The sequence below is a fragment of the Candidatus Didemnitutus sp. genome (assembly GCA_019634575.1).
Taxonomy (GTDB): domain Bacteria; phylum Verrucomicrobiota; class Verrucomicrobiia; order Opitutales; family Opitutaceae; genus Didemnitutus.
Genome location: JAHCAY010000001.1, coordinates 2,000,799 through 2,023,835, shown reverse-complemented (window position 1 = coordinate 2,023,835; position 23,037 = coordinate 2,000,799). Strand labels below are relative to the sequence as shown.

Annotated in this window: 39 protein-coding genes; 17 read left to right on the top strand and 22 right to left on the bottom strand. The window is 64.6% G+C overall.

Annotated elements, in window-relative coordinates:
* Positions 1-24: 24 nt before the first annotated feature.
* From KF715_08635 to KF715_08535, 21 genes are all read right to left on the bottom strand, one after another.
* Positions 25-579, bottom strand: coding sequence for a hypothetical protein (locus KF715_08635; GenBank protein MBX3736741.1), 555 nt, complete (start codon positions 577-579; stop codon positions 25-27).
* The gene (locus KF715_08630; GenBank protein MBX3736740.1) at positions 576-1,241 is read right to left on the bottom strand and encodes a hypothetical protein; all 666 of its coding nucleotides are present in this window, start codon (positions 1,239-1,241) and stop codon (positions 576-578) included. Before KF715_08630 ends, KF715_08635 begins: the two co-directional genes overlap by 4 nt.
* Positions 1,238-2,065, bottom strand: a complete 828-nt coding sequence (locus KF715_08625) for a hypothetical protein (protein MBX3736739.1) — start codon at positions 2,063-2,065, stop codon at positions 1,238-1,240. The genes KF715_08630 and KF715_08625 overlap by 4 nt, the downstream gene beginning before the upstream one ends.
* On the bottom strand, positions 2,062-2,280 hold the full coding sequence (locus KF715_08620; GenBank protein ID MBX3736738.1) for a hypothetical protein: 219 nt from the start codon (positions 2,278-2,280) through the stop codon (positions 2,062-2,064). Before KF715_08620 ends, KF715_08625 begins: the two co-directional genes overlap by 4 nt.
* Positions 2,277-3,107: a DNA adenine methylase gene (locus KF715_08615; protein MBX3736737.1), complete on the bottom strand. Its 831-nt coding sequence runs from the start codon at positions 3,105-3,107 to the stop codon at positions 2,277-2,279. Before KF715_08615 ends, KF715_08620 begins: the two co-directional genes overlap by 4 nt.
* Positions 3,107-3,562 (bottom strand): hypothetical protein, encoded by a 456-nt coding sequence (locus KF715_08610; GenBank protein ID MBX3736736.1) that lies wholly within the window; start codon positions 3,560-3,562, stop codon positions 3,107-3,109. The genes KF715_08615 and KF715_08610 overlap by 1 nt, the downstream gene beginning before the upstream one ends.
* Positions 3,563-3,631: 69 nt before the next feature.
* Positions 3,632-4,555 carry a hypothetical protein gene (locus KF715_08605; GenBank protein MBX3736735.1) on the bottom strand — a complete coding sequence of 308 codons (924 nt, stop codon included), beginning with the start codon at positions 4,553-4,555 and terminating at the stop codon, positions 3,632-3,634.
* Positions 4,556-4,603: 48 nt separating this feature from the next.
* Complete coding sequence (locus KF715_08600) at positions 4,604-5,122, bottom strand: hypothetical protein (GenBank protein ID MBX3736734.1); 519 nt, start codon at positions 5,120-5,122, stop codon at positions 4,604-4,606.
* A 48-nt stretch (positions 5,123-5,170) separates the two neighbouring features.
* Positions 5,171-6,229, bottom strand: a complete 1,059-nt coding sequence (locus KF715_08595; protein ID MBX3736733.1) for a hypothetical protein — start codon at positions 6,227-6,229, stop codon at positions 5,171-5,173.
* 47 nt (positions 6,230-6,276) lie between these two features.
* Positions 6,277-7,884, bottom strand: a complete 1,608-nt coding sequence (locus KF715_08590; protein ID MBX3736732.1) for a DUF935 family protein — start codon at positions 7,882-7,884, stop codon at positions 6,277-6,279.
* Positions 7,881-9,419, bottom strand: a complete 1,539-nt coding sequence (locus tag KF715_08585; GenBank protein MBX3736731.1) for a hypothetical protein — start codon at positions 9,417-9,419, stop codon at positions 7,881-7,883. The genes KF715_08590 and KF715_08585 overlap by 4 nt, the downstream gene beginning before the upstream one ends.
* Positions 9,420-9,421: 2 nt before the next feature.
* Positions 9,422-9,964: a hypothetical protein gene (locus tag KF715_08580; GenBank protein MBX3736730.1), complete on the bottom strand. Its 543-nt coding sequence runs from the start codon at positions 9,962-9,964 to the stop codon at positions 9,422-9,424.
* A 463-nt stretch (positions 9,965-10,427) separates the two neighbouring features.
* Positions 10,428-10,676: a hypothetical protein gene (locus KF715_08575; protein MBX3736729.1), complete on the bottom strand. Its 249-nt coding sequence runs from the start codon at positions 10,674-10,676 to the stop codon at positions 10,428-10,430.
* Positions 10,673-11,053: a hypothetical protein gene (locus KF715_08570; protein MBX3736728.1), complete on the bottom strand. Its 381-nt coding sequence runs from the start codon at positions 11,051-11,053 to the stop codon at positions 10,673-10,675. The genes KF715_08575 and KF715_08570 overlap by 4 nt, the downstream gene beginning before the upstream one ends.
* Positions 11,050-11,241, bottom strand: a complete 192-nt coding sequence (locus KF715_08565) for a hypothetical protein (protein MBX3736727.1) — start codon at positions 11,239-11,241, stop codon at positions 11,050-11,052. Before KF715_08565 ends, KF715_08570 begins: the two co-directional genes overlap by 4 nt.
* Positions 11,238-11,417, bottom strand: coding sequence for a hypothetical protein (locus KF715_08560; protein ID MBX3736726.1), 180 nt, complete (start codon positions 11,415-11,417; stop codon positions 11,238-11,240). Before KF715_08560 ends, KF715_08565 begins: the two co-directional genes overlap by 4 nt.
* Positions 11,414-11,611, bottom strand: coding sequence for a hypothetical protein (locus KF715_08555; GenBank protein MBX3736725.1), 198 nt, complete (start codon positions 11,609-11,611; stop codon positions 11,414-11,416). The genes KF715_08560 and KF715_08555 overlap by 4 nt, the downstream gene beginning before the upstream one ends.
* A complete protein-coding gene (locus KF715_08550) occupies positions 11,611-12,039 on the bottom strand; it encodes a hypothetical protein (GenBank protein ID MBX3736724.1) in 429 nt (142 codons plus the stop codon). The genes KF715_08555 and KF715_08550 overlap by 1 nt, the downstream gene beginning before the upstream one ends.
* Positions 12,036-12,533 carry a hypothetical protein gene (locus KF715_08545; protein MBX3736723.1) on the bottom strand — a complete coding sequence of 166 codons (498 nt, stop codon included), beginning with the start codon at positions 12,531-12,533 and terminating at the stop codon, positions 12,036-12,038. Before KF715_08545 ends, KF715_08550 begins: the two co-directional genes overlap by 4 nt.
* An 83-nt stretch (positions 12,534-12,616) precedes the next feature.
* On the bottom strand, positions 12,617-13,045 hold the full coding sequence (locus KF715_08540; protein MBX3736722.1) for a lipoprotein: 429 nt from the start codon (positions 13,043-13,045) through the stop codon (positions 12,617-12,619).
* A 21-nt stretch (positions 13,046-13,066) separates the two neighbouring features.
* Entirely contained in the window at positions 13,067-13,729 is a 663-nt protein-coding gene (locus KF715_08535; protein MBX3736721.1) for a LexA family transcriptional regulator, read from the bottom strand.
* Positions 13,730-13,983: 254 nt separating this feature from the next.
* Here KF715_08535 and KF715_08530 point away from each other — a divergent pair, with 254 nt between their 5' ends.
* Positions 13,984-14,208, top strand: a complete 225-nt coding sequence (locus KF715_08530; protein ID MBX3736720.1) for a hypothetical protein — start codon at positions 13,984-13,986, stop codon at positions 14,206-14,208.
* A 4-nt stretch (positions 14,209-14,212) separates the two neighbouring features.
* Here KF715_08530 and KF715_08525 read toward each other — a convergent pair whose 3' ends face one another.
* Positions 14,213-14,593, bottom strand: a complete 381-nt coding sequence (locus KF715_08525; protein MBX3736719.1) for a hypothetical protein — start codon at positions 14,591-14,593, stop codon at positions 14,213-14,215.
* Positions 14,594-14,653: 60 nt separating this feature from the next.
* Here KF715_08525 and KF715_08520 point away from each other — a divergent pair, with 60 nt between their 5' ends.
* The 16 genes from KF715_08520 to KF715_08445 all read left to right on the top strand — a co-directional run bounded on the left by KF715_08520 (position 14,654) and on the right by KF715_08445 (position 23,020).
* The gene (locus tag KF715_08520; GenBank protein ID MBX3736718.1) at positions 14,654-14,977 is read left to right on the top strand and encodes a hypothetical protein; all 324 of its coding nucleotides are present in this window, start codon (positions 14,654-14,656) and stop codon (positions 14,975-14,977) included.
* A complete protein-coding gene (locus KF715_08515; protein ID MBX3736717.1) occupies positions 14,974-15,372 on the top strand; it encodes a hypothetical protein in 399 nt (132 codons plus the stop codon). Before KF715_08520 ends, KF715_08515 begins: the two co-directional genes overlap by 4 nt.
* A gap of 2 nt (positions 15,373-15,374) precedes the next feature.
* A complete protein-coding gene (locus KF715_08510) occupies positions 15,375-16,088 on the top strand; it encodes a DUF3102 domain-containing protein (protein MBX3736716.1) in 714 nt (237 codons plus the stop codon).
* A gap of 12 nt (positions 16,089-16,100) precedes the next feature.
* On the top strand, positions 16,101-18,248 hold the full coding sequence (locus KF715_08505) for a hypothetical protein (protein MBX3736715.1): 2,148 nt from the start codon (positions 16,101-16,103) through the stop codon (positions 18,246-18,248).
* A gap of 33 nt (positions 18,249-18,281) precedes the next feature.
* Positions 18,282-19,415, top strand: a complete 1,134-nt coding sequence (locus KF715_08500) for an ATP-binding protein (GenBank protein ID MBX3736714.1) — start codon at positions 18,282-18,284, stop codon at positions 19,413-19,415.
* A gap of 3 nt (positions 19,416-19,418) precedes the next feature.
* Positions 19,419-19,724, top strand: coding sequence for a hypothetical protein (locus KF715_08495; protein ID MBX3736713.1), 306 nt, complete (start codon positions 19,419-19,421; stop codon positions 19,722-19,724).
* Positions 19,721-19,936 carry a hypothetical protein gene (locus KF715_08490; protein ID MBX3736712.1) on the top strand — a complete coding sequence of 72 codons (216 nt, stop codon included), beginning with the start codon at positions 19,721-19,723 and terminating at the stop codon, positions 19,934-19,936. The genes KF715_08495 and KF715_08490 overlap by 4 nt, the downstream gene beginning before the upstream one ends.
* Positions 19,933-20,133: a hypothetical protein gene (locus tag KF715_08485; protein MBX3736711.1), complete on the top strand. Its 201-nt coding sequence runs from the start codon at positions 19,933-19,935 to the stop codon at positions 20,131-20,133. Before KF715_08490 ends, KF715_08485 begins: the two co-directional genes overlap by 4 nt.
* Positions 20,130-20,336, top strand: coding sequence for a hypothetical protein (locus KF715_08480; GenBank protein ID MBX3736710.1), 207 nt, complete (start codon positions 20,130-20,132; stop codon positions 20,334-20,336). The genes KF715_08485 and KF715_08480 overlap by 4 nt, the downstream gene beginning before the upstream one ends.
* A gap of 174 nt (positions 20,337-20,510) precedes the next feature.
* Complete coding sequence (locus KF715_08475) at positions 20,511-20,960, top strand: hypothetical protein (protein MBX3736709.1); 450 nt, start codon at positions 20,511-20,513, stop codon at positions 20,958-20,960.
* Complete coding sequence (locus KF715_08470) at positions 20,957-21,094, top strand: hypothetical protein (GenBank protein ID MBX3736708.1); 138 nt, start codon at positions 20,957-20,959, stop codon at positions 21,092-21,094. The genes KF715_08475 and KF715_08470 overlap by 4 nt, the downstream gene beginning before the upstream one ends.
* Positions 21,091-21,555, top strand: coding sequence for a hypothetical protein (locus KF715_08465; GenBank protein ID MBX3736707.1), 465 nt, complete (start codon positions 21,091-21,093; stop codon positions 21,553-21,555). The genes KF715_08470 and KF715_08465 overlap by 4 nt, the downstream gene beginning before the upstream one ends.
* Positions 21,552-22,007 carry a hypothetical protein gene (locus KF715_08460; GenBank protein ID MBX3736706.1) on the top strand — a complete coding sequence of 152 codons (456 nt, stop codon included), beginning with the start codon at positions 21,552-21,554 and terminating at the stop codon, positions 22,005-22,007. The genes KF715_08465 and KF715_08460 overlap by 4 nt, the downstream gene beginning before the upstream one ends.
* A complete protein-coding gene (locus KF715_08455; protein MBX3736705.1) occupies positions 22,004-22,423 on the top strand; it encodes a hypothetical protein in 420 nt (139 codons plus the stop codon). Before KF715_08460 ends, KF715_08455 begins: the two co-directional genes overlap by 4 nt.
* Complete coding sequence (locus KF715_08450; protein MBX3736704.1) at positions 22,395-22,865, top strand: hypothetical protein; 471 nt, start codon at positions 22,395-22,397, stop codon at positions 22,863-22,865. Before KF715_08455 ends, KF715_08450 begins: the two co-directional genes overlap by 29 nt.
* Positions 22,862-23,020 (top strand): hypothetical protein, encoded by a 159-nt coding sequence (locus KF715_08445; GenBank protein ID MBX3736703.1) that lies wholly within the window; start codon positions 22,862-22,864, stop codon positions 23,018-23,020. Before KF715_08450 ends, KF715_08445 begins: the two co-directional genes overlap by 4 nt.
* Positions 23,021-23,037: the final 17 nt, after the last annotated feature.

The window sequence follows — 23,037 nt, the reverse complement described above, 5'->3', positions numbered from 1 at the left end:
TGGCCGCAGGCGCGGCGGGTGAAATCAGTTCGTCCAGGCGAGGTGCAGCGGGGATTCGATGCGGCCGCTGGGCGTTTCGTAGTTCTGCACCCAGGCCTCGCGGCCGCTGGCGGCCTTCGCGTCGGCAGCAGCCATCTCGATCTTCGCGCCTTCGGTGGGCTGCAGCGCGCACCAGCGCAGGCCGCCGAGCTGCGGGTCTTTCGCGATCACCTCGAGCGTGATTTCGTTCATCGCGATCACGCCGACATTGTTCGGGCCGCCGAAGACGGCAGCGTTGCCGCCCTTCGTGTAGGCCGTGTCGGCGTAGAGCAGATCGATGCTCGTGAACCGATCGCTGACCTGTGAGCGGCCTTCCTTTTTGCTCTCGAAGCGGTCGCCCTGCGGCACGATGAAGCACACGCGCTTCTTCACGACGACCAGGTCCTGCAGCGCTTCGCCGAGATTCTTGTTTTCGTGAAACGCGACGACCTCGAAGAGCTTCTCGCCCTCGAGTGTCGGATGATCGATCGCCTCGAGCTTCGCTTTGAGCCCCGCGCAGAGCACGCTGGTTTTCAGCAGATCCACTTTGGGAGTGTTCATGAGCTGCTGTCCTCCTGGGCGCGGCCGGCGAGACGCTCGAGGCGGCGACGGCCAGCCTGGAGCGCCGTGTCGATCATCTCGGTGCGCGTCGGCAGCACGCTCGGGTCGGGCTTCTGCCGCACACGCTTCACGAGCCAGAACATCACCTGGCCGCCGTTGCGAAAATCTCCGCGCTGCACCTGGTAGCGAACGACGCCGTCCTTGCCGCGACGCCGCGTGAACGAGATTGCCGTGCTCGCGCGCCGCACAAGCGCCGGCCGCAGCTCGCCCGTCTTCGGGTCGGGCATCAGCGCGAACTTTAGATCGGCGAACTCACGCGCGCGCATGCCGTAGGCTTCGGGCGCCACGGGGATCGTGAGATACTTCGCCGTCTTCGGCGTGATCTCGCCGCCGTAGTAACGCTGGCGGATGCCGACGTAGGCGATGCTGATGAGCGCGAAGCCAGCAGCCGCGCGCACCGACACGCTACGCGCGGCGCGCGCGTAGTAGTTGTTGCCGTAGCGATGACGCTCGGCGTTCAACGCGACGAGATGATCCTTCACCTGGTTCGCCACGGCGCGGCCCATGACGAGCGTGAGACCGCGCGACTGCGCCGCGTCGCGCAGGCGAGCGAGGAGCGGCGAAATATCGTCGCGCTGAATGAGGATGCCGACACCGCTCACGGTCCGCCCTCCCCGTCGTTGAAGACGAACGCGCCGTCGCTGTTGAACGTGCCGAGGCCGCTCGACTCGAGCATCGCGCGCAGGCGCGCATCGCGCACGTCCGGCGTCGCCTCGAGTTCCTGGTTGAAACTCAGATCGCGCGGAAAGACTTCCTGGTTCGGATCGATCAGACCGAGCTGCTCGGCTTCGTCGCGAGCGATGTCGCGCACGCCCATGCCGGAGTTGTAGGCGAACGGCGGATAGGGATTGCCGAGGCCGTCGTCGAAAAGTTCGGGGTCGCCGAGCTTCGACCAGATCGGATCGTTCTTCAGCGCGATCATGCGGCCGTTGAAAAATTCGCCGCCGCACTTCGCCCAGCGCGCGGCCCAATCGCGCTCCGCACCCTTCGGCGCGAAATCGCGAATCAACTCCTGCGCGGGAAACTCATCCAGGACGTCCGGGTCTTGCCCTTGCAAGTCCCAGCCGTAGCCGCGCGCGGTGTCGGTGAGCGTCTCAAGCTGCAGGTTGATGCGCTTCGTCGAAGAGAGGTCCTGCAGGCCGCCGATCTTTTCCGGGTCCGGCTGGTAGCCCATCTGCTCGAGGAGCTGCTTGATGCCGAGACGCATCGTCGCCTGGTCCGTCGTGCCGGTGAGAAGATTTTGTGTGCTGTCCTGCAGCTTCTGCAGCAGTTCGGCCGACGTGACGGTAGCGGAGAACAGCGCGCGACGCTTCACGGCGCCGGAGAGCTGCTGCAGGTCACGCGTGCGGCCGGTGGTCGGCAGAAGCGCGCGCACCTCGTTTGCGTCGAGCGCTTCCTTGAAGGGCATGGGCGCAGTGAGGATCATGCGGAGCCTTTCTCGTGCCGCGCCTTCGCGCGCAGACGGTAAACCAGCTCACGATTCAAATGCTCAATGGCTTCATCGAGTCCCGCTGCCTGAGCATGGAACCCATAGCGGCGCAGCCACCCCTGCGCCTCGAGCAACCGAAGAATCGCGACGCGCAGATTGCGTCGCTCGCCGGCTTCGCGAATGTGATCGATGATGCCGATAAGCCAGCTCATGCGGTCTTCCCTTTCCGTAGCTCGCGACGCGGGGCTTTCTCGCTCGTGATGACGATCTCGAGATAGCGCGCGGCCTTCTTTGCGCCGGTGTTGTTCGCGATGCCGCGCGCGCGGTCGATCGTGTGGAACGTGTAGCCCGCCATCAGATCGCGCACCTGGTCGCAGTCCTTGAAGGTGAAGAGCCACTGACCGTGCAGCGCCTTCACCTCGGTGCAGAAGCGCTCGACCGTCACCTCGTCCCAGCCGCCGTAGCATTTGCCGCCCGCCTCGGGATACGGCGGATCAAGGAAGAAGAACGACTCGCTCGAGTCGTAGGCCTTCAGCATCAGCTCCCACGTGCGGTTCTCGATCGACGTGCGATCGAGGCGACGGTTCAGCGCGCGAATCGCGATGAGACGCTGCGCGCGGGAAGTGTGCGGCGTCGTGCGCGTGATCGTGAAATGTTCGCCGTGACCGGCAAACGAGAGCTTGTTGCGGATGAACCAGCGCGCCGCGCGTTGGATCTCCGTCAATCCTGGCTGCGCGCAGTAATCCTCGAACTCGCGACGCGAGTTGAGCACTAGATCCAATTCATCCAGGAGCGCGTCGAGGTGGAACTTGCAGCAGCGATAGAACGAGACCAGCTCGCCATTGATGTCGTTCACGACCTCGATGTCGCTCGGCTGCTTCGAGAGGAACACCGCGAGCGATCCACCGAAGACTTCGACGTAGCACGTATGCTTCGGAATCAGCGGCAGGATGTGCTGCAGCAGCTTCCCTTTGCCACCCGCCCAGGAGACGACCGGGCGCGGCTTCGGCAGCTCGAAGTCTGGAGGAAAGTCGGCCATCAGAATCCGTCCATGCTGGCGCGCGTTGCCTGACGATCTTTCGGCGTGATCGCGGGCGTGCTCGCTGGATTGACGACAGGCGCGATCGCGATCGGCGTGTCGGGTTTGTCCACCGGCCATTCGCAGACGGTGAGTTTTTCGAGCCGCTTTTGATAGAGCGACTCGTCGCTCGATTCATCGTCCGTGAGCGCCATCAGTAGGCGCTTCTTCATCGTGCGAACGATTTTCTGCACGACCATGTCTTTGAGTCCGGCGGGAACTTTTGCGGCGTCGGCATCGAGCGGCGTGTTCGGACAAAACGCGATGCAGCGGCGCACCTCATCGACGACTGTCTGAATGATGCGCGGCGCCGGATCGGTCTGGCCGACGCCGAGCGCTTCCTCGCGCAAGGCAGTGACCAGATCGGCGACGCGTGCGTCGTTGAGATCGTCGGTAGTGATGATGATCCAGGGCATCGGGTGTGAGGTTTCTCTAAAAAGCCCCGCCCGCGCTGGGCGGGGCTCGAAGAGAATCCGGAGCGCGGATTACTGGACGTTGATCAACTTCGCGGCGGCCGCGTTGGTGATCTGGATTTCCTCGGACCAGTCCATCTTCAGGACTTCGCCGCGACCGTCTTCGGCGACGTAGCTGCCGGGGACCATCCACTGACCGTCCAGGCGGAAGGTCTTCATGAACGACGGGTCCATCGTGTTCGGCGTGTCGTTGCTCGCGAAAACGATGACCTTGAGGTCGAGCACGAAGGCCATGTTCTCGGCGAGGCCTTCGGCCGCGATGTCCTTCACGACGGTCGTGAGCTGGACCTGCGGATTGCCGAAGAGCAGCGAGGCGAACTCCTCGAGCGAGACATTCACGAGGCCACCCTGCTTGCCGGCGACGACACGCGCCTTGACCTTCGCGTTGTTCTTGATCGCGAGCCAGGCACCCGCGCCGATGAGCACCTTGACGGGCGCACCGTTCTTCGCGGCGAGGATCACGGCCTTGATGATGGCGTCGATCTCCTTCACCGGATCGACGGCGTCGTCGGCGAAGTTGATGTTCACGCCGCCACCGGTGAGCGCCGCGACGGCGGCGTCGATGACCTCAACCTCGTGCGCGAGCGACGCGGCGTCGGCCAGGAGCGTGGCGCCGTAGCGCGCCATGTTCATGAGCTGCGCGTCAGTGAGCGACTCGAGGTTGTCGATCGGGAAGTCGAGCGCGTTGGGCGCGCAGTTGTAGAGCGCGTCCGTCGCGTCGAAGCCGATGCGCGTGGCACGGCCGTTGAGCGTGCGGCGCGTGTTCGGCACCCGGTAGCGATTCTTGTCGGTGTATTTCTTGAAACGGCCGGTCGCGACCGGGACAGGCGCGGTGGGGGCGAGGAAGCCCGCCACCATTTTGACCGAGGACTGCGCGGCGCCCTGGGCGAACGTCTGCAGCGTCGGATTCGAGCTGATGTTGGAGAGACGAGACATGGTAATCTGGATTTGAGTTTCGGTTGAGGGGACGGGCTAGGAGGCGCGTCAGACGACGAGCCCCTGCGCCTGGAGGATGGCGAGCACGGCGGCCTTGGTGGCCGCGAGATCGGCGGCGGCGGTGATCGTGTCCGCGCTCTTCACGCGGGCGATGTGGAGGTGCGGCCGCACGAGCAGGAGCTGCTCGTCGACGCCGATCTCCTCGGCCTTGCCGATGCCGACGTAGGCGCCGGCACCCGCCGGCACCGCGCGAACCTTGCCGGCGTTGGCGCCGGCGTTCGCGACCGGGTCTTCGTTCACGAGAACGTCGCCGGGATTGCACGCGCCGTTTAGGCGGATGCGCACTTGCTCGTCGGAGCACAGCGGGCGCAACGAAACGAGCGTGCCGGCCGCGCCGCCGTCCAGGAGGACGTGCGTGGGGACGTCGGTGATGGCGGTCGGCAGATTCGCGACCAGCTTGCCGGCGGAATTACCGACGACGATGAGACGGCCTTCGAGGCCGGTGAGATCGACACCGGCTTTGACCTGGATGTCGCCCTCGAGGGTGTTGGATTGAGACGGGAACATGACGATGGTGAGTTGAGTTTCGGTGGGTGGTTGACGAAACGAGGCGGATCAAACCGCCGGCTCGGCGCGCTCGGCGTCGGCGAAGGCCTGCGAGTAGGGATACGCGCGGCCGTTGGCGCTCTTCTCGCGCTGGATTTCGGTGGCGCGATTCGCGATGCGTTGGGCGCGAGCTTCCTCCGCCTGGCGCTTCACTTCGTCGCCGGCACTCGCTTCCTTGCCGCCCGGCGGCTTCGCGTTGCCACGATTCGTGATCGTCGTGGTGGTCGTCGTGGCGGGCTTCTTGAGCGCGGCCAAAACCTTCAGCGTGCCTTCGCGGTTCGCGAGCAGCTGGGCCTTCACGTCGTCACGGTTCGTGATGACTTCCTTGTAGACTTCGAGATCGCTCTCGACTTGCGCGGCCAAGAGCGTGTCACGCTGCTTGGTCAGGGACGTCACGGAGCCTTCGGCTTGCGTGGCGCGATTGAGGATCACCTGGATCGCAGCGACGGCCGAACCTTCGGACGCGTCCTCCGCCAAGCCCAGGAGCTTATTCACTTCTTTCATGGTGGTTTTGTTTTGTTCGGTCGCTCCAGCGGGATTGCCGTCGCGATTGGAAAGGGGCACGCCGCCCTTGATGCGCGGATCGTTTGTCAGACCGGCGCTGTGCAGGCCGATCGGCCGAACACGTTCGCCGGTCCGATACGCGCGGCGCGGGAACTCGAAAACGGGAGAGATGAAGCGGTAGTCGCCGCCTTCGAGAAGCGGACGACCGCTGTTCGTGATGCGGCCCTTGAACCAGACGCCGTCGTCGCGCGGCTGCAGCTCTTCGATCCAGGCGGCTGCCTTACTCTCCTTGGACGGGTCGAGCGAGAAATGATCGACATCGACCAGGACGCCGCCGAAGTTCGGTTTCGCAGCCTGGGCGCGGAATGCGGAAAGGACCACGTCGGCCGCCTGCCGATCGATCACCTGGGTGACCGGAACTTCGGTGCCGTCTGGGTTCTCGATCGGGCTGTTCGGGATGTCGCGATAAGCGAAGAGCTGCATCCAGCCGTCTTCGGGCAGTTTGAAGTCGCGGTTTGAGATCAGGGAAACCGGCGCGGAGGTGAGAAGGACGGGTTTAGTCATTGGCGGGAAGGCCTTGCATGGCCCTTGCATGGGCTTTTGGGCGCGTTTTAGGGGGTCGGTGCGGCTCCTGATGGCTGTTGGGGCGTTTTTAGGGGGGTCTGGACCCCCTTGGCGGACCGGGTGGCGGCGGCCTCGGCAAAGCCGTCGATGGCAGCGGTTCCGATGATGTCGGCCAGGACGGCGGCCAGCTCCGGCGCCTTCGCGAGCACCTGCGCCTGAAGCGCCGGCAGGTCCGCCCAGAACTGCTCGATGCCGGCTTTCATTTGTGCCGGGTCGGTGAGGGCGTAGATTGCCAGGAGGCGATCGAGCACCGGCGCGAGCTGCTCGCGTTGCTTGTCGGTCGTCTGCTTGAGCGCGGCGGCCTTGAAGAGCAGCTCGCGCCCGACACCGGTCGCGCGATTCATGATGCGTGCCGGGTCCATGCCTGGCTGCGGCAGCGCTGGCGCAGATGCTTTCAGCGTGACGGTGTAGCTGGTCCGCTCGCTGACTTCGTCCGGGTCGACCTGATAGCCGGCATCCGAAAGCGTTTTGATGTCCTGGACGGTCTTGCTGACGTCCGGCTCTTCGTTCGCGGCCAGCTCGAAATAGGCGACCTGCTTCTGGCCAGGGAATCCCGCGTCGAGCCACTCCTTCACCAGCTGCTTGTTGATGATCTCGCTCACGCGACGCGCCTCGGCGGCTGCGATCGTGTCGAAGACTTCCTGGTGCGCCTTGCTCTGTCCGCCGCCGAGTCCGGTCGGCCCGTTGAGCATCGTCAGCTTTCCCGCGGTGCCGGCGAGAACGAGTTTCTCGGACAAAAAGTCGAGCCGCTCCTTGAAGGGCTGATTGCCGCGCGCGGCCGTGTTCGGCTTCCAGTCCGAACCGTAAGGCGCATAACCGCTACCGCCTTCGGCAATGTCCTTCGCGGCCGACTCGAACTCTGCCTTCTTGTCATCGGCGAGATCAGGAGGACCGATCAGCACGCCGCCTGGGATGCCGTAGATTTCGACGAACGCGTCCCAATCCTTCTCGGCCAAGCTGGCGCGGATGAATTTGAAAAGCGCAATCCGGTTGATCGGGCGCCGCACCTCGCGATAGAGGAACCGTTCGGGCTCCATGATGCTTTCGCCAGGCAAACCGGCAAACGACGTCGAGCGCGCTTCGGGATTGTATTTCCAGGGACCAGTGAGCCCGTCACGGACGCAGTTCCACTGGTCGACGATCTCGAGATGATAGAGATCGCCGTCGGCGTTCACCCACTTCTCGCAGTGCGAGAAGCCGCGAAATGCCGCCATGCCGAGATGCTCGATCGCCTCGTAGAGATTATCGATCGCGTCGAATTTTTCCGCGAGGAATGCCGATTGCGCTTCCCCGAGTTTCTCGTCCGCGTCTTTCGCGACCTTGAAGTTGTAGGGCATCTCGAGCAGCCGGCTGAACCGCAGCTCGAGGAGCGCAAGCAGGTCGGCATCGGTCTGCTCGATGTAGAAGTAGGTCCACTGCAGATCGGCCATCTCACCGCGGAAGTAGGACTCCGCCAGGGCAACGGCGCGCTGAATGGTGAGGCCGCGCAGCGGATTGAGCGTGTCCCGCCAGCGATTGAGCGCGCGGACCTTTTGCACCAGGTTCGCTCCACCCGCGGGCTGAGCAGGAGTCGGTTTGGTTTTCTTCGTGCTCATGTCGTGATGCTCCGATTGCGATCGCTGCGTGCGCCCTCGCGCTTGATCGCCTTGATGCCGATCGAGGCGGCCGAACCATGACTCGCCGCGCGAATTGCGAGCGCGAGTGCGGTGCAGCGGTCGGCGTGGCCGTCCGAATTGTGCGGCGCGCGGTAGGTGACATTGCCGGCGGATGTCACGATGCGCTGCATCGAGTGCAGGTCCTCGCGCACCGCGCGATTGATCGGCACGCGCACGCGACGCTGCTCAAAGGCAACCTTCAGCGCGGGGAAAAGTTCGAGCTTCAGATTCTGCGTGAACGTGCAGAGTTGAATCTTGCCGAACTTGTCGTTCGTCGGGTCCCACTCGCCGAAGCGCTGCACGAGGAGATCGCCGAGACCGATGCCTGGACCAGTGTAGTCGACGCACACACGGCGCGCGGCCGCGATCTTGTGCTCCATCGCGGCGAACTGCGCGGGCGTGCTCATGCGGCGAAACTCCTCGATCTCGCGCGTCTGCAGCACGTCGCCGACGCGCTCGACCGTCCACGGCACAGACAGGTCTTGCTTGCGCGCGAAGTCCCAGCCGATGAACACCGGCTTGCTCGCGGCGCTCTGCCAAAAATCCGGCGTGATCGTCGTCGTCGCCTCGTTGCTCTCGCACGTCCCGATCAGCTCGTAGGGCAGAAGCACCGATGCGACGTCGAGGAACTGACACTCGAACTCTTGTGCCCAACCGTCCGCGTCGTCGAGCGCTTCGCGAATCTGCGCGATGTCGACAGGCAGACCCATCAACACGGCGTGGTAGATCGTGACGAGGCGGCGCGCCCAGCGCATGCGCTTGTCCTCCTTCGTCCAGATGCGATGCATCGCGCCGCCGAAGCCGTTCGGCGTGGACTTGAGGCGCACCTTCTTCTCGCCGCCGCGCAACGGATTCGTGATCGACGGAAGGATCGCACGCCATGTCGCCTCGGCGTTCTCGAAGAAATCGAACTCGGTGAGGTAGACGTTCGCGCTGCGGCCGCGCACGGTGTCCGGCTTGCCAGGCACGGCGCGCACGCGACTGCCATTCGAGTAGATGATCTCGGCGCTCTTCAGCAGGCTCTCGCCGCTCAAGCCCTCGCGCTTGATGTCGTAGCTCTCGATCGCGAGGCCGAACGCTTCCGCCCAAATCTTGCCCTGGTCGAGCGAGTCGAGCGACTGACGCTCGGACGGCGCGGCCACCATCCAGTCCGTGCCAGCGCGGCGCAGGCAGTCTTCAGCGATCTCGCCCTGCCCCGTGAAATCCTTGCCGGTCTGGCGCGCCTGCAGATCGATCTTGAAGCGGCTATCGTCGTGGAAGCCGGCGAACTGATACTCGAGCAGCAGCGAGCGCGGGTCTTTCTTCGGATACGGATTGACCCAACCACTGCGCGTGACGCCGAGCGTGTGCCGGTCCGCGAGTTCACGCAGATCGGACAGATCCATTTTCCACAGCGGATTCGACTGCGCAGCGGTGATCGCGTCCTGCACTTGGACGCGGAGCTGCTCGAGCGCATCTTTGCGGCGGTCGGCCATGCTTACATCCGGAACAGCGCACGCATGCGCGCGCCTTGCTCCTCCTCCGAGAGCTGCTTGTCGTTCGCGATCGCCGTCGCCTGATCGGCCAGCGAGGCCTTCGCCTCGAGGAGCTTCACCTTGCGCTTGTCCAACTCGAGACGGCTCTGCGCCAGCGTGAGCTTGTGCGAGTCGCCGAGAATCTTCGCGAAGGTCTTGAGCGATTTCAGGTCCGCGCCTGGCGCCGATGCCGTCTCGAAGAAAAGCTGCTTCATGCGCTTCAGCGCAGCCTCCTCGAATTTCCCCTCGGCCAATTTCTCGAACTCGTCCGCCACGCCCTTCGAGCGCGCATACTTCCACGGCAGCGCAAACGAGTGATAGAATTCCGAGACCGTAGAATCGGACTTCACGAAGACACCGAAGCGCTCCGCGATGCGCTCGCGCGCTTCCTTGTAGCCGAGATTCTCGTCGATCAGCCACGCCGCGACCTCCGCCTTCTGCGAGTCGGTGAGCTGCTTGCCTTTGATGCCGGCGTCCGAGCGCGCCTTCTTGCTGGGCTGCTTCATGCACGTGCGCGCTCCTTGTTGTTCGCAGCGCTCACGGCCATCGCTGCGGCGGGTGACGTCACTCCGGGCCGCCCGTGTTCATGGGTTGTATCCAAAATGCCGCGCGCCGCCTGCGCGGTGAGGCCGGCGCATGCCTGGACCTCGCAGGCTACGCCGTTGCACGTCGGGCCACTGAGGAGATCGGCCCACGAGGGAAGATGGTTGCCGGCGCCGCTACCCCTAACGGCGCCGGCTGCTGTAGTTACCCCAAAACTCCCATTGAGCTGGGAGAAAGTGCTGGCCTTCTTATTCTCGGAGACACAACGGCACCGAGCTGCACCGTCCATGCAGTGTGGCTGCACGTCCGGGGCCAGGGCTTTCGCGGAGGTCACGACCGCGAAATACAAAAGCGCCCACAGCGCGAGCCACACTAGGCGGAAGCCTGCCGGCTGCGACGCGGTCAACCAGGGCGGAAGCACGAAGCTCACAAGCCCTCCTGTTGCAGCGCGCGCTCGCCGATCGCGGCGATCGCCCAGCGCTTGTTGCAGAGCGCCGAAGTGAACGGCGCAGCAAAATTCTTGTCGGCGAGATCGCGCAGCGCGCGCTCGAGATCGGGCAGCGTGAGGTCGCGATGGCGACCGCGGCGCATGTCGGTCAACAGATCCTCGGCGGCGACGCCGAAAACGCCGGACGCGCGGAGCGCGAGGAGAATATCGATGTGGAGCTTGCTCACCCGATCAGCCCTTTCGTGGCGCGCAGCAGCTCGATGGTGCGCTCAGGGACCGCGTCGATGCGGTCGTTCATGTCCTTGATCTCCGTCTCGAGCTTCAAGGTGATGCGGATATCGGCCTCTTTCAGTTCGCGGATCGCCGCATCGACTTCGAGGCGCTCGCGCTTGATGCGGCCGTGCAGCTCGTCGATCTCCTTGCGTGACGCGGTCGCGTGATTTTCGCGCACCTCGAGCGGCTGCGGCGAAATCTTCGCGGGGAAGATTTGGCGATACAGCATCACGACGGCGGTGATCAGGCCGACGACGTAGAAGGCGTTGGCGATCCAGCCCGAGAAATCAGGCGGCGGCGTGGTGTTCTGGATTTCGGCGAGGAGTGTCATCGGCTTTCGATTTCGTGTTCGAGGCGGTTGATTGTCTTCAGCGCCTCGCTCACGAACTCGGGAGCGGCTTGCGCGGCCTTCTTGAACTGCGGGTGTTGGATCAGGCGGTCGGAGTTGTTGAGTTGCACCGGCGCGCTCGCGCAGCCGGCGAGCAACGCGCAGGCAATGATGATGCACGCGCGCTTCATGACGTGACGGGGCGGCGGAACTCGAAGCCGTCCTTGATGTGGCGGAGCGTGATCGGACGCCCAACGTTCGCCGGCATGATGGGACGCCAGCGCTTGTTGCGCTTCAGCTTGGACTCGTCGCCCGCCTGGCGAATATCGCCGAGGGCGAGCGGCCGGTATTGTTTGGCGTCGCTCATGACTTCGGGGCGTCGGAGGCGTCGTGATTTTCCTGCGCTTCGCGGATCGCGCGATCGACGGCATCGTCCTTCGCCTGGAGACGTGCGGCCGCATTCGCGTCGCGCTCGCGGCGCTGCCGCTCCTGCACGGCCGCCAGCACAGCGGGCGACGCGCGCAGCAGCGCAAGGATGATGCCGAGGATCGTCGAGAGCATCAGGTCGTGCTCTCCGTTTTCTTCGGCTGCGCAGTGAACTGCGGGCCGACCTTCACCGAGGCGAAGAAGTCGAGCGCCCAGGCGATGATCTTAAACGCGGCCGAATGCTCGACCTTGTCGAAATACTCGTCGTCGGTTTTCTGCGGCGTCGAGCGGACGTAGGCCTCGACCAGGGAGACGACCGGCTTGAAGAAGAAGCGCAGGCCGCCCATCACCGCGAGGAGCGTGAGCACCCACGGATATTTCGCCGCGAACGTCACGATGAACGGCGCAGCGATCGCGGCGGCGGTGTCGGGTTGCACGAGCGCCGAGGCGACCGAGCCGGACGAGTCGCTCGAGGTCTGCGCGACGGCGGACGGAGCGAAGAAGACGAGAGCAAACGCGAACGCGCAAACGAGCGCGGCGATGATGGGGAGTTTGGTTTTCATGAGGAAAGCGGCGGCGCACCGAACTCGGAGCGCCAGCTGTAGAAGGCGGCCGTGGTGATGTTGTGGCGGCGCAGCACGCGGCTGACGGCGCCGTGCGCACCGTGGAAAGTGGCGATCTCCGCGCAGAGCTTTGCGTAGAGCGCGCGCCGCTCCTCGAGCGGACGCATGACGCGTGGCGCCTTCAGTTTCTGCGGCGCGGGTGGCGGCGGGGCGACAGGAGCTGCGACCGACGCAACGACTGCCGGCGTCGACACGGCGACCGGAGTCGGACGCGCGTCGGGGACCTGCGGATTCGTGACGACGAAGAGCTGCTTCGCCAACGACGGCGAGAAGAGCAGCACACCAGGGCCGGCCTCGGTGCGCACGAAGAGCACGACGTCGCCGTTGCCTCGCCGCGTCGTGCTCGCGGCGGTGACGCGGATCGGTCCGCACGCTGCGCCGGAATTGACGGCGGCGGGCGAATTTGAGATAGTCTCTGGAGTCGAGGCGCTCAATGCGCCGCGACTTTAGCGGGAAACAAAAAACCGGGCCAATGCCCGGTTCGCTCCGTTCGCTCTATTGGACTTTTTTTGTGCGCTTACTGTCGCTGCGCCGTAGCGCGATCGAAGAACCAAGCGCGCATCTCGCGAAGATTCGGGCCGAACGCGGTGACCTCTGTGGTGGTGTCACTCGTCACAAGTTTTCCCTCGGAGTTCATTTGCGTTGAGGCATGGTTCTCGAGCAGCGAGACGCGCGTGCCGTTCTCAGCCGCAGCGAACATGTAAGCCAGATCGATCTGCGCCTTCTCTCCCTCGAGCATCACCTCCCACCGAAAGTGCAAGCGCTCGTTCGTGTCCTGCACAATCGTCGGTCGAGTGATCGAATTCTTCGCGACCGCTTCTTTGATCTTCGCCTTCACCTCCGGAACAGTTGCGGGAAGGATTTGAGATTCCAACTGCGGGACTGAACTGCAGCCAGCGAGCGCCAGCACAGCCAGCGCGAAGGAGATGAGGGTTAGCTTCTTCATTTTGATTGGTGCCGTGAAAGATCAGACGCTGCGCACCAGCTCGCGCACCGGATAAATCCAATGGAACGCAGTTGGGCTGTATTCGAGAGTGGGGTAAATGTCCGGCTTGAGGCTCGCCAGGCGGATCGCGCCGGATGGCATCTTGGTGTAGACGCGAAGTTGAACCGCATCGTCGGCGAGCTTCGCGACGACGGGCTTGCCGTTGCGCAGCTCGCCGCTCGGCTCGAGCACCACGCGATCGCCCGCGAAGAACTTCGGCTCCATGCAGTCCCCCTCGATCGTCACGGCGAACGCTTTTCGATCGCGGCTCGTGGTAGCGACTTTGCCCTGCCAGTGCTTCGGCATCTCATCGTAGGTGGCGGCTGCGCCCGCGTGGCTCCACGAGATCACGGGAATCTCGCGGACCGCGTAGCCTGCTTGAGATTCTTCCACAACGCCGCCTGCAGTTTTCTCGATGTCTCCTTCGCCTCGAAGTAGCCATTCAAGATTCACTTCGAGGAGGTCGGCCAACCGGAGGCGCTCGGCCGCTTTGGGAAAGTTTCTGCCTCTGAACCAGTGGTTAACGCGCGTGACGCTTACCCCTAGTTTTTCGGCGATCTCGGATTGAGAAAGGCCCTTGCGTTCGGTTCGGGCATTAAGCCGCCACGCAAAGTCTCTCAATAATTCTGCATTTTCGTCTTGCACGTTTCTGTAGTTTTGTAGAAAGATTTCTACAGAAAACACAACACAGCCCGTGTCTCGGTCAACAACCAATATCTCTCAGGCCGCCCGTAAGGCGCACTCCCTACTCCGGAAAATCAGCGTCCGTCAGATCGCTGCGCGCCACGGCGCGAACGAGAAAACGGTTTACGCCGCGCTCACCGGAGCGCGCCCCGGACGCGACCCGAAAGTGCAGTCGGCACTGCGTGAGATCGAGCAACTGGCGCGGAGGGTTCGCCATGCCTGACGCTTCTTCGATCATTACCGCCTTCGTTCTCGAGAACCTGCCCGCTCAGACCGTGGCACGGCGCATCGAGATCACGCGCGCGGCCGCAGCCATCGTTCCTGACGATGCCGACCGCCGGACGCTCCTCCAAATCGCATCGGAGCTGGAACGCACTGAGCGCAAGCAACGCAAGCTGATGCTGCGAATCAAGCAGCGCCGCCGCGGAGGTGCGTCATGAGCGATTATCTCCCCGAGCGGGCCACTGCGCCGATGCAGAGGATCACGATCAGCGAATACAAGGCGAGCGCACCCTCGGTGACCGGCGCCTTCGATCCCTTTGCCAAGAACAGCAGCGCGAATCCGAGCACGATCGTGAGCGCATCGAAAAGCGCCAACCACGTGGAGAATTTCCGCCACGGGCTGCGCACCGTCTGGCGCGATACCGCCGCTGGTGCGGCCGAATCTTCGTTGGCGTTTTGGGCGCTCGTCCTTGCCGCCGCCGGTTCTGCTTTCGAGGTCGCGCGTCTTGCCTTCGTGAGTTGCGCGAATGCCGCGATGACTGCCGCGATGCCGAGCAGCCACGAGCCAAGTTGGGGAACGATCGCTTCGATGATCTTCGTCATTTGGGGATGCTGGGGCGTCGGCCAAACTGCGCGGCGCGCGCCGGAGGAGCAAGTCTGACGATGGCCGCGCCCCAACAGCTCGCGTTTCCGTTTGCGTCTCTGGACTTCCCAGGCCGCACGACGCTGACCGCCGCGGAGATCGCGACGAAGCTGGGCTGCACCGAGAAGCACATCATGGACCTCGCCGAAGAGTGCGAGTTTCCGGGGCTCGATCTCGCGGGCAAGGACTCGTCTCGCCGTTTCGTGAAGTTCCCGATCGAGGCTTACCGCAAGTTCGTTCTCACGCGGATGACGGGACCGTTCCGCGCCGATTTCCTGCGCGATCTTCCGCGCGCCGTGCTCGAGCAGCTTGAGCGCGAAATCAAGGAGGCGCTCGCGTCATGAAGTTCTCCGGCAAACTCACGTTCATCACGTCGGACGGCCAGAAGATCGAGGGCGACATCGTCGGCGGCGTGCTCAAGTGCGACGCGCCGCGCAAGAGCGTGCGGCAACTCCGCTGTCTGCTCGAGAACGACCTCGCCCTGGTGCGGCACTACGCCGACCAGCTAATCGGCGAAGACGGCGTGATCGACGCCACGCAGGAAGACACGCCCGAGCGCGATGCGCTCAAAGCGAAGTTCACGGCCGCCGTGCGCAAGGCGCAGGCGCGTCGCGACGAACTCAACACCCTTTCCGCCCCTGACGTCGGGGCGGCACGCAACACACCGGCTGCGCCGCAAATGGGCCACACCGCGAGTCAGGTCACCCGCGGCGCGGCGCAGCCGGACACTCTCGTCTGATCATGCCGAATCCCTCCTCAGCTCTCGCTCTCGTCCAGGACCGCCAAATTTCCCCGCGCGGGGAAATTTCAAAACTGCAGGCGATCGCCGTGCAGCAGCTCGCGGTGATCCGGCAGCTTCACACCAGCGCCGCGATCCGCGCGCTCCTCGTCGGCCTCACGCTGCATCGCATCAAGGCCGCGAGCACGCACGGCGAGTGGATGCCCTGGCTGAAAAAGAACTTCGACGGCGGCAAGAACACCGCGAACCGCTACATGCGCCTCGCGCTCGTGTTCGTCGAGCGCACGAAGGTGCAGCGGCCCGATCTCCTCGCGTTGCCCGGCGACCAGATCGAGCTGGCACTCGAGAAGCCGGGCTCGGCCGAGAAGAAGCTGATGGACAAGGCCGTCAAGTTTGTCGGCGAGAAGACGCTGCAGGAGCTGCTCGAGGAGCACGGCATCCGCGACGACGCGAAGCACGGCAAGCGCACTAGCTCGCGCGGCGATGATGCCGGCGACCAGGACGACGACGGCAGCGCGGATGCACAGACCGTGCAGGAGAAATTCAACGAGATCGCCGGCCTCTTCGAGAGCGCGCGCAAGGCGACCGCCGACAAGGCGAACTGGATGAGCTTCTCGAAGCAGCAGCACCTGCAGCTCAAGGCGCTCGCCGAAGACGCCGCCGAACACCTGGCCACGCTTTGCGCGAAGACGCACGGCCGCGCCGCGAAAAACTAACCCTCTTCCGCCATGAGTGAAACATCCGCCGCCATCGTTCCCGCGCAGCCCGCGCCACTCTCCGCCGCCGTCGCCGAATACATCCCGCTTGAGCACCACAACGAGTGGCTCGGCCTTAAGATCGGCGAGCAGGAGCGCGTGAAGGAGCTGCTCAACGTGTTCGACGCGGTGCGCAAGGACACGCGCGGCGTGGTGAAGGCGCTCCGCATCGTCTCGCTCGAGAACACCTCGCGCGACGGTTGGAGCTACGGCAACCTCAAGACGCTTTACTACGCGTGGGTCGAGGCGGGCTTCGACTGGCGCGTCCTCGCTCGCGGCTACAGCAACGAGCAGAAGCTGCGGCCCGAGCTGGTCGAGTGGCTGCGCACGGCCGCGCTGCGCGAGCACCGCTCGAAGCGCCAGGCGATCTTCAAGCTCTACGCCCTCTGGCGCGAGGGAAAGCCCGTCGCCGGCTACGGCACCTGGCGCGAGTGGTATGCGACCACGTATCCCGAGCGCGACGTTCCGAAGACGTTCCCTGGCATCACGCCGCCGGGATGGAAGCCGTCGAACCTCTACCGCTATTTCCCGTCGAAGGTTCAGCACACGCTCGCGACAAAGGGCCGCACGGCGATCTCCGGCATGATCCCGAAACTGCAGCGCGATCCGAGCGAGCTGCGCTTCCTCGAGCTGATCACGATCGACGACTTCGAGACGGACGTCCTGGTGAAGGTTGGTCGCGACGTCGTGCCGGTGCGCGGTCTGCTCGCGATCGACGTCGCGACGCGCACGCACCTCGCGGTCGGCTTCAAGCCGCGCCTGCGCAAGGAAGACGGCAAGCGGATGTCGATCACGCACGAGGACATGCAGACGCTGCTGCCCGGTCTCTTCGCGTGGGGCGTGCCGGCGAACTACCCGATGACGATCCTCGTCGAGAACGCGGCGGCCGCGATCTCCTCGGAACTCGAGGCGGCGCTCGATCTTCATTTCGGCGGCCAGGTGCGCATCGAGCGCACGGGCATGCTCAACTACAAGACGATCGCGAACGGCTTCGTCGAGCGCAGCGGCAAGCCGCAGGAGAAGGGCTGGATCGAGTCTTTCTTCAACGCCTGGTGGAACGTGCTCGGCTCGCTGCCTGGCCAGAAGGGCAGCCGCTACGACAACGCGCCCGGCGACCTCGAGGCCAAGGTGAAGTATTTCAAGCAGATCGCCGCCTACGAGTGCAGCGACGAGCGCTTCGCACAGTTCCGCGTGCCGTTCATGTCCTTCGACGAAGCGGTGACCGCGTTCACCGCCGGCCTGCAGATGCTCGAGCAACGCACGCAGCACAAGATGCTCGGCTTCGAGGAAGTGACCGAGTGGCGCCTGCCCGGCGAAGCGCTCCAGCCCGTCGAGCAGCTCGCGACGCTTTCGCCCGCGCAGCAGCTCACGGTGCAATTCGAGACGCGCATGCAGAGTCCGGTCGAGCGCCGCGCGAAGCTGCTCGCTGGCGCGAAGTTCCTCCGCGTGCCGGAGCCGGTCCTCGCGCTCCTCTCGTTCTCCGCGAAGCGCGTCACGGTGAAGAACCACAAGGTCACCTTCACGATCCGCGGCCAGGGCTACACGTTCGCCCAGGCGGGCAGCGACATCGGCCGCACGCAGAACGGCAAGGAGATCGTCGCCTACTACGACGAGCGCACGATGGCGGCGATCTACTGCTTCGGCCTCGAGGGCAACTATCTCGGCACGCTCGCGCAGCTCGGCGGCGCCGCCGGCATCAAGGACACGGAAGCGCTCAGCGCGGCCGCCGAGCGCATCCGCGAGTTCGTCTCTGAGGAGATCGAGCGCCCGACGCGGCACCTCATGGCCGCCGATCGCGCGCAGGCCGACGCCGACAAGGCGCACAACCACCAGCTCGCCGTGCGCCTCGGCCTCAAGAACGCCGACGACGACCAGGACAAGCCGAAGGGCCTCTCGCGCACGCTCGCGCAGGACAACTACGTCGAGCCGAAGGAGGGACGCTTCGCCGCCGCGCTGCAGTCCGCCGCAGGCATCGCGGCCGGCGCGACCGAGCAGGCCGACAACGCGCGCCGCGCGAAGGTGCGCCGCAGCACCAGCAAGGACCTCTCCGCGCTCTCTGACGCGCCGGCCGATACCCCGGCCACCGCTCGCCCCGAGCGCGATCTCTCCGCGCTCCTCTGACCCTTTCCCCATCACTCACCCAAAACCCAACCCATGAGCACGACTACCGATACCCAACCCGCCGCGACCGAACAATGGTCCGGCACGAATCTCGCCGGCGACATCGTCGAAATCGGCATCAAGAAGCACAAGCCGGAGTTCCAGGGCGATCTCCGCTGGTGGTTCCGCTACAGCCTCGAGAAGAAAATGTCGCAGGCCGAGTGCGCCGCCGAACTCGGCGTCGACGGCAGCACCTATTCCCGCGTGATGCGCGGCGAATACAAGAACGAGAACAACGGCTACCTGCCGCCGCCCGCGAAGATGCTCTCCCGCATCCGCGTGCTTCGTAACCAGCTCCGCATCGTCACCGAGGAGCAGCGCAAGAGCCGCGTCGTCACGCTCACGACGAAGGAGATTCACCAGGTCTGCCGGAAGGCCTGGGACGATAAACAGATCGCGTTCATCTTCGGCAACAGCCACGTCGGCAAGACCGAGAACCTCCTCTGGTTCCGCGACGAGAACAACCACGGCGCCACGATCTACGTCGACCTGCAGGCCGTGAGCGGTGTGCAGGACATTTACCGCGAGTTCGCTCGCGCGCTCGGCCTCGGTGCGGACGGCGCGATCAACAAGCTGATGCCGCGCGTGCACAACGCGATCGACAAGAGCAATCTCGTCATCGTCGACGAGTTCCACTCGATCACGCACGCTTACCAGAAGGGCAGCGCGATCCGCATGATCAACGCGCTGAAGTCGATCAAGGACCGCACCGGCTGCGCGATGGTGATCTGCTCGACCGACGTCGGCCGCGACGAGATCGAGAAGGGCAAGGACGCGAAGCTCCTGCAGCAGCTCAACCGACGCGGCGTGATCAAGCTGCACCTCCCGAGCGCGCTGCGTGTCGCGGACGTGCGCGCGGTCGTGCGCGCGAGCAAGCTCGACTTCCCGGACGCGCCGAAGGGCACGCGCAAGGACCTCTGGAAGCATCTCCGCGAGGACAATCCGAACTTCGTCGGCCTCGATCTCTGCGAGCGCATCGCCTACAACCACGGCATCAAGCACCTCTTCTCCGTCATCGCGGACGGCAAGAAGATGGCCGACCGCGCCGAGCGCGCGCTCGAGTGGGATGACGTGCTCGAGGCGCAGGCGATCTACGACGCGCTCAGCAACCCGAAGAAGGAGGTCTGAGCCATGAGCGCTTCAAAAATGGGGGCGACCGTCCTCTACTGCGGTCACGATGCGAGCTTTCCCGCCGACGTCTTCAAGGTCGGGAGCTGCAACATCGTCGTTGCGAACGGCGATCTCGACAAGCCAGGCATCCTGACGCGGCCGGCTTCTGCCGACTGCACGCATCACGTGAGCGATGCTCTCGGCGGTGTTTGGAAGCCGAACCGTGGATTCTTCGCGGTTCCAGAAGCCGCATGCCAAGAGCTGAAACCCGGTGTTGTCGAGGCGTGGTATGGCCCGCGCGAGGCCAAGAAGGGCGGCCGGAAATGAATGACGTCGTCGTCCACGTCACCAAGCAGGGCGCGGCGTTCCACGCGGCGGCCGTTGCGCACACGCTCGCCTCGTCGCCCGAGCTGGCCGCGAAGATCGCGGCCGCCCGCGCGCTCGATTGCTCGCTCGACCAGGTCGTGCTGTCCGAGCCCACGAGGTTCGGCGTCTACGCGGCCTCGAAGAAGCCCGCCGAGGAACGGAGGTCCGCGTGAGCACTACTTCCCGCCGTCCTCTCAAAACGCCGCGCGTGGTCACGCGCTGCCCGTTCTGCACGAAGCTGCACTACGTCTCCGCCAGCGAGCTGGCGCCAATCAACGCCGACCGCGATGCGTTCCTCGGCATGGCCGCGCTGCGCGCCACACCGAATCCGCTGCGAAAGCAGAGCATCAAGAGCGGAGGTGTCCATTGATCGCCGTCGCTGCCTTTCTCGTCGGTGTCCTGGTCGCCACCGCGATCGCGACCGGCGCAATGCGCCACTACGAGCGCGCGCACCGTGCGGCGTGCGATCGCTTCGAGGCAGAAACCACGATGCTCCGCCAGGAGAACGCCACGCTGCGCAAGCAGCTCCGCCTCGCGTTGCAACCGCACGCGCTCGGAAGGAGCCAACCGTGAGCCCCGTCGAACTCGCGGTCGCCCGCACGCTCGCCGGCTTTGGCTTCAGCCTCGGCCTGACCGGCATCGCGCTCTGCGTCGTGCTCGTCTGGCGCGAGTGGCGCGCCGCGCATCCGCGCCGGCTGCGCTGAATTTCCAAACCCACAACCCAAAAACATCAGACCCAAAACTAACATGGTCGCTATCATCAATCCCGTCGCTCCCGCTCCCACCGCTCAGAAGGACGATTTCGCGTCGCTCGTGAATCTCCTCGATCGTCTCACGCACGCCGAAGTCCAGCTCGCCAAGCTGCAGCAGGTCCTCGACGCCCAGCACCTCGAAACCGTGCGCGGGCACATGCCCGCATACAAAGAGTTCCAGACCATCATCGGCGAGTGCCAGGCCGCGATCTCCGTCATCGCGCAGCGCAACCCGCAGTGGTTCGAGGAAAAGAAAACCGTCGTCACGCCCTACGGCGAGCTGAAGCAGACCAGCTCCAAGTCGCTCGAGGTCGCCGACCCCGCGATTACGATCACGCTCATCAAGGGCGCGAAGCGCGAGGCCGACTTCATCAAGGTCACCGAGACGTCAGCCTCGAAGCGCTCGAAACCCTCAGCGACGAGGAGCTGGCGAAGTTCGGCGTGAAGCGCGTCGTCACGAACAACTACAAGGCGGCGCCGGCCGGCGTCGATCTCGGCAAGGCGGTGAAGGCCGCCGAGAAATCCGAAAAGGCCGCCGCCAAAGCCGCCAAGAAGGCGGAGAAAGGACGTGCGTCGTGATCACCAAAGACCACTCCTCGACGTTTTTCGACGAGAACATCCGCGTCGAAATGATCATCTGGCTTGCGGCGAACCTCGATAGCGCGTGCGACGCGTTGGAGGATTTCTTCGACGACCACAGCGCGATGGACATGGAACGAATCTTCGGCGTGCGGGCGGCCGAATTCGAGCCGCTGCTCGCTGCCTCTCAGTCCGAGGAGTTCCTCAGCTTTCTCGCACGACGGAAGCTGACGGGATTCCTCATCAAAGCATCGACACCAGTGCCGACCGAGTTCGGAAAGGGCTACGTGCAGCACCACGGATGGGGCTTCTACACGAGCCAGTGGTTCTACGCCGAGCAGATCGACGACGCGTTAGTTGAACGCCTTCTCAAGTGGAAGGAGTCTTATCACGCCGAGCAGAAGAAAAGCCTCGCCGCCGAAAAGAAGAAGGGCGCGAAAAAGAAAGGCGGTGCGAAGTGAAACGCATCCTCACTCCCGTGCGGATGCGCCGCATCTACGTCGCCAGCTCGTGGCGGAATCTGCTGCAGCCCGAAGTCGTGCAGGAACTCTATCGCGACGGGCACCTGGTTTACGACTTCCGTAATCCCGCGCCGACGACGCGCGGCTTCGCGTGGTCAGAAATCGACCCGAACTGGATGAATTGGACTGCGAAGGAATACGTCGCCGCCCTCGATCATCCGATCGCGAAGCGTGGTTTCGCCTCTGACTTCAACGCGATGAAGTGGGCCGACACGTTCCTCCTGGTCCTTCCGTGCGGACGCTCGGCGCACCTCGAACTCGGTTGGGCCGCTGGCCAGGGCAAGCAGACGATCGTCCTCACGCGTGACGGCGAAGAGCCCGAGCTGATGGTCAAAATGTGCGATCACGTCTGCACGTCGCTCGACGAGGTTCGCGAAATCCTCGCCTCATGATCCGCGCCGCCGTCATCTTCGTTCTGCTCGTGGTTTCCGCTCACGCGGCCGTCGACGTCGATCGTCTCGTCGACGCGCTGCGTGAGCGCGAGGAGTGGAACGGCCGCGACGGCGCGCACGGTGAGCGCGGGCCGTGGCAGATCACGCCCGCTGTTTGGCGCCTGCACATGCCAGGTATTTCGTTTGCAGAGGCACGCTGCGTCGCCGTGGCGCGTGCCTGTGCGGTCAAGCATGTCAACTACCTCGCCGCGCAGCTCGAAGCGCGCGGCGTGGCTCCGTTGCTCTTCAACATCGCCCTGGCGTGGAACGCCGGGATCAACGGCAGCACGCGCGGGACCGCGCCCGAGCGTGCCTATCACTTCGCGGTCGCCGTGGAGAATATCTACCATGCCCGTTCTCGTTCTCAGCTCCGCTAACCTCATCCAGGCTGCGCGCGCGCAGTTTCCTTCCTGGGCTGTGCAAGGCCCGTGCGTCATGAATGGCGTTTACGTCGCCACGTCCCGCTCGTGGGTCGAGAAGCAGTTTGCCGACTACCTTTGGGATTTTCAGCAGGCGCGCGGACAGCAGACCTGGCAGAAGCGCGGCAACCAGTGCGAGCACTTCGCGCTGCGCGCCGCGCTCGAGGTCGTGAACCTGCTCGCGCAGATGCCGGACGGCAGCGTGCCTCCGGAAGTCGAGAGCATCGCGATCGCCGCGTGCAAATACTACAAGGGCGCCGGCACGCCGGCCGCCGTGTGGCACGAGGTCAACCTGTGGTTTCACGACGGCGCGTGGCACGCCTGGGAGCCGCAGACGCGCCGCTATTTCGAGTTCACACCCGCCGAACTCAACACCGTTCAGCAAATCATCATCCCGTGAAAACGATCACCTTCCGCACCGGCTTTCTCGCTCTCGCGCTCACCGCGCTCCTCACGCTCGCGGCGTGCGCGCACAAGGGCCCGACGCTGCCCGCTCCGATCCCCGTCGAGTTCGAGCAGGCGCCGGGAACCGCTCCGGTTCCGTCCGGCAAATAAGAACCAGACCAGTTCCC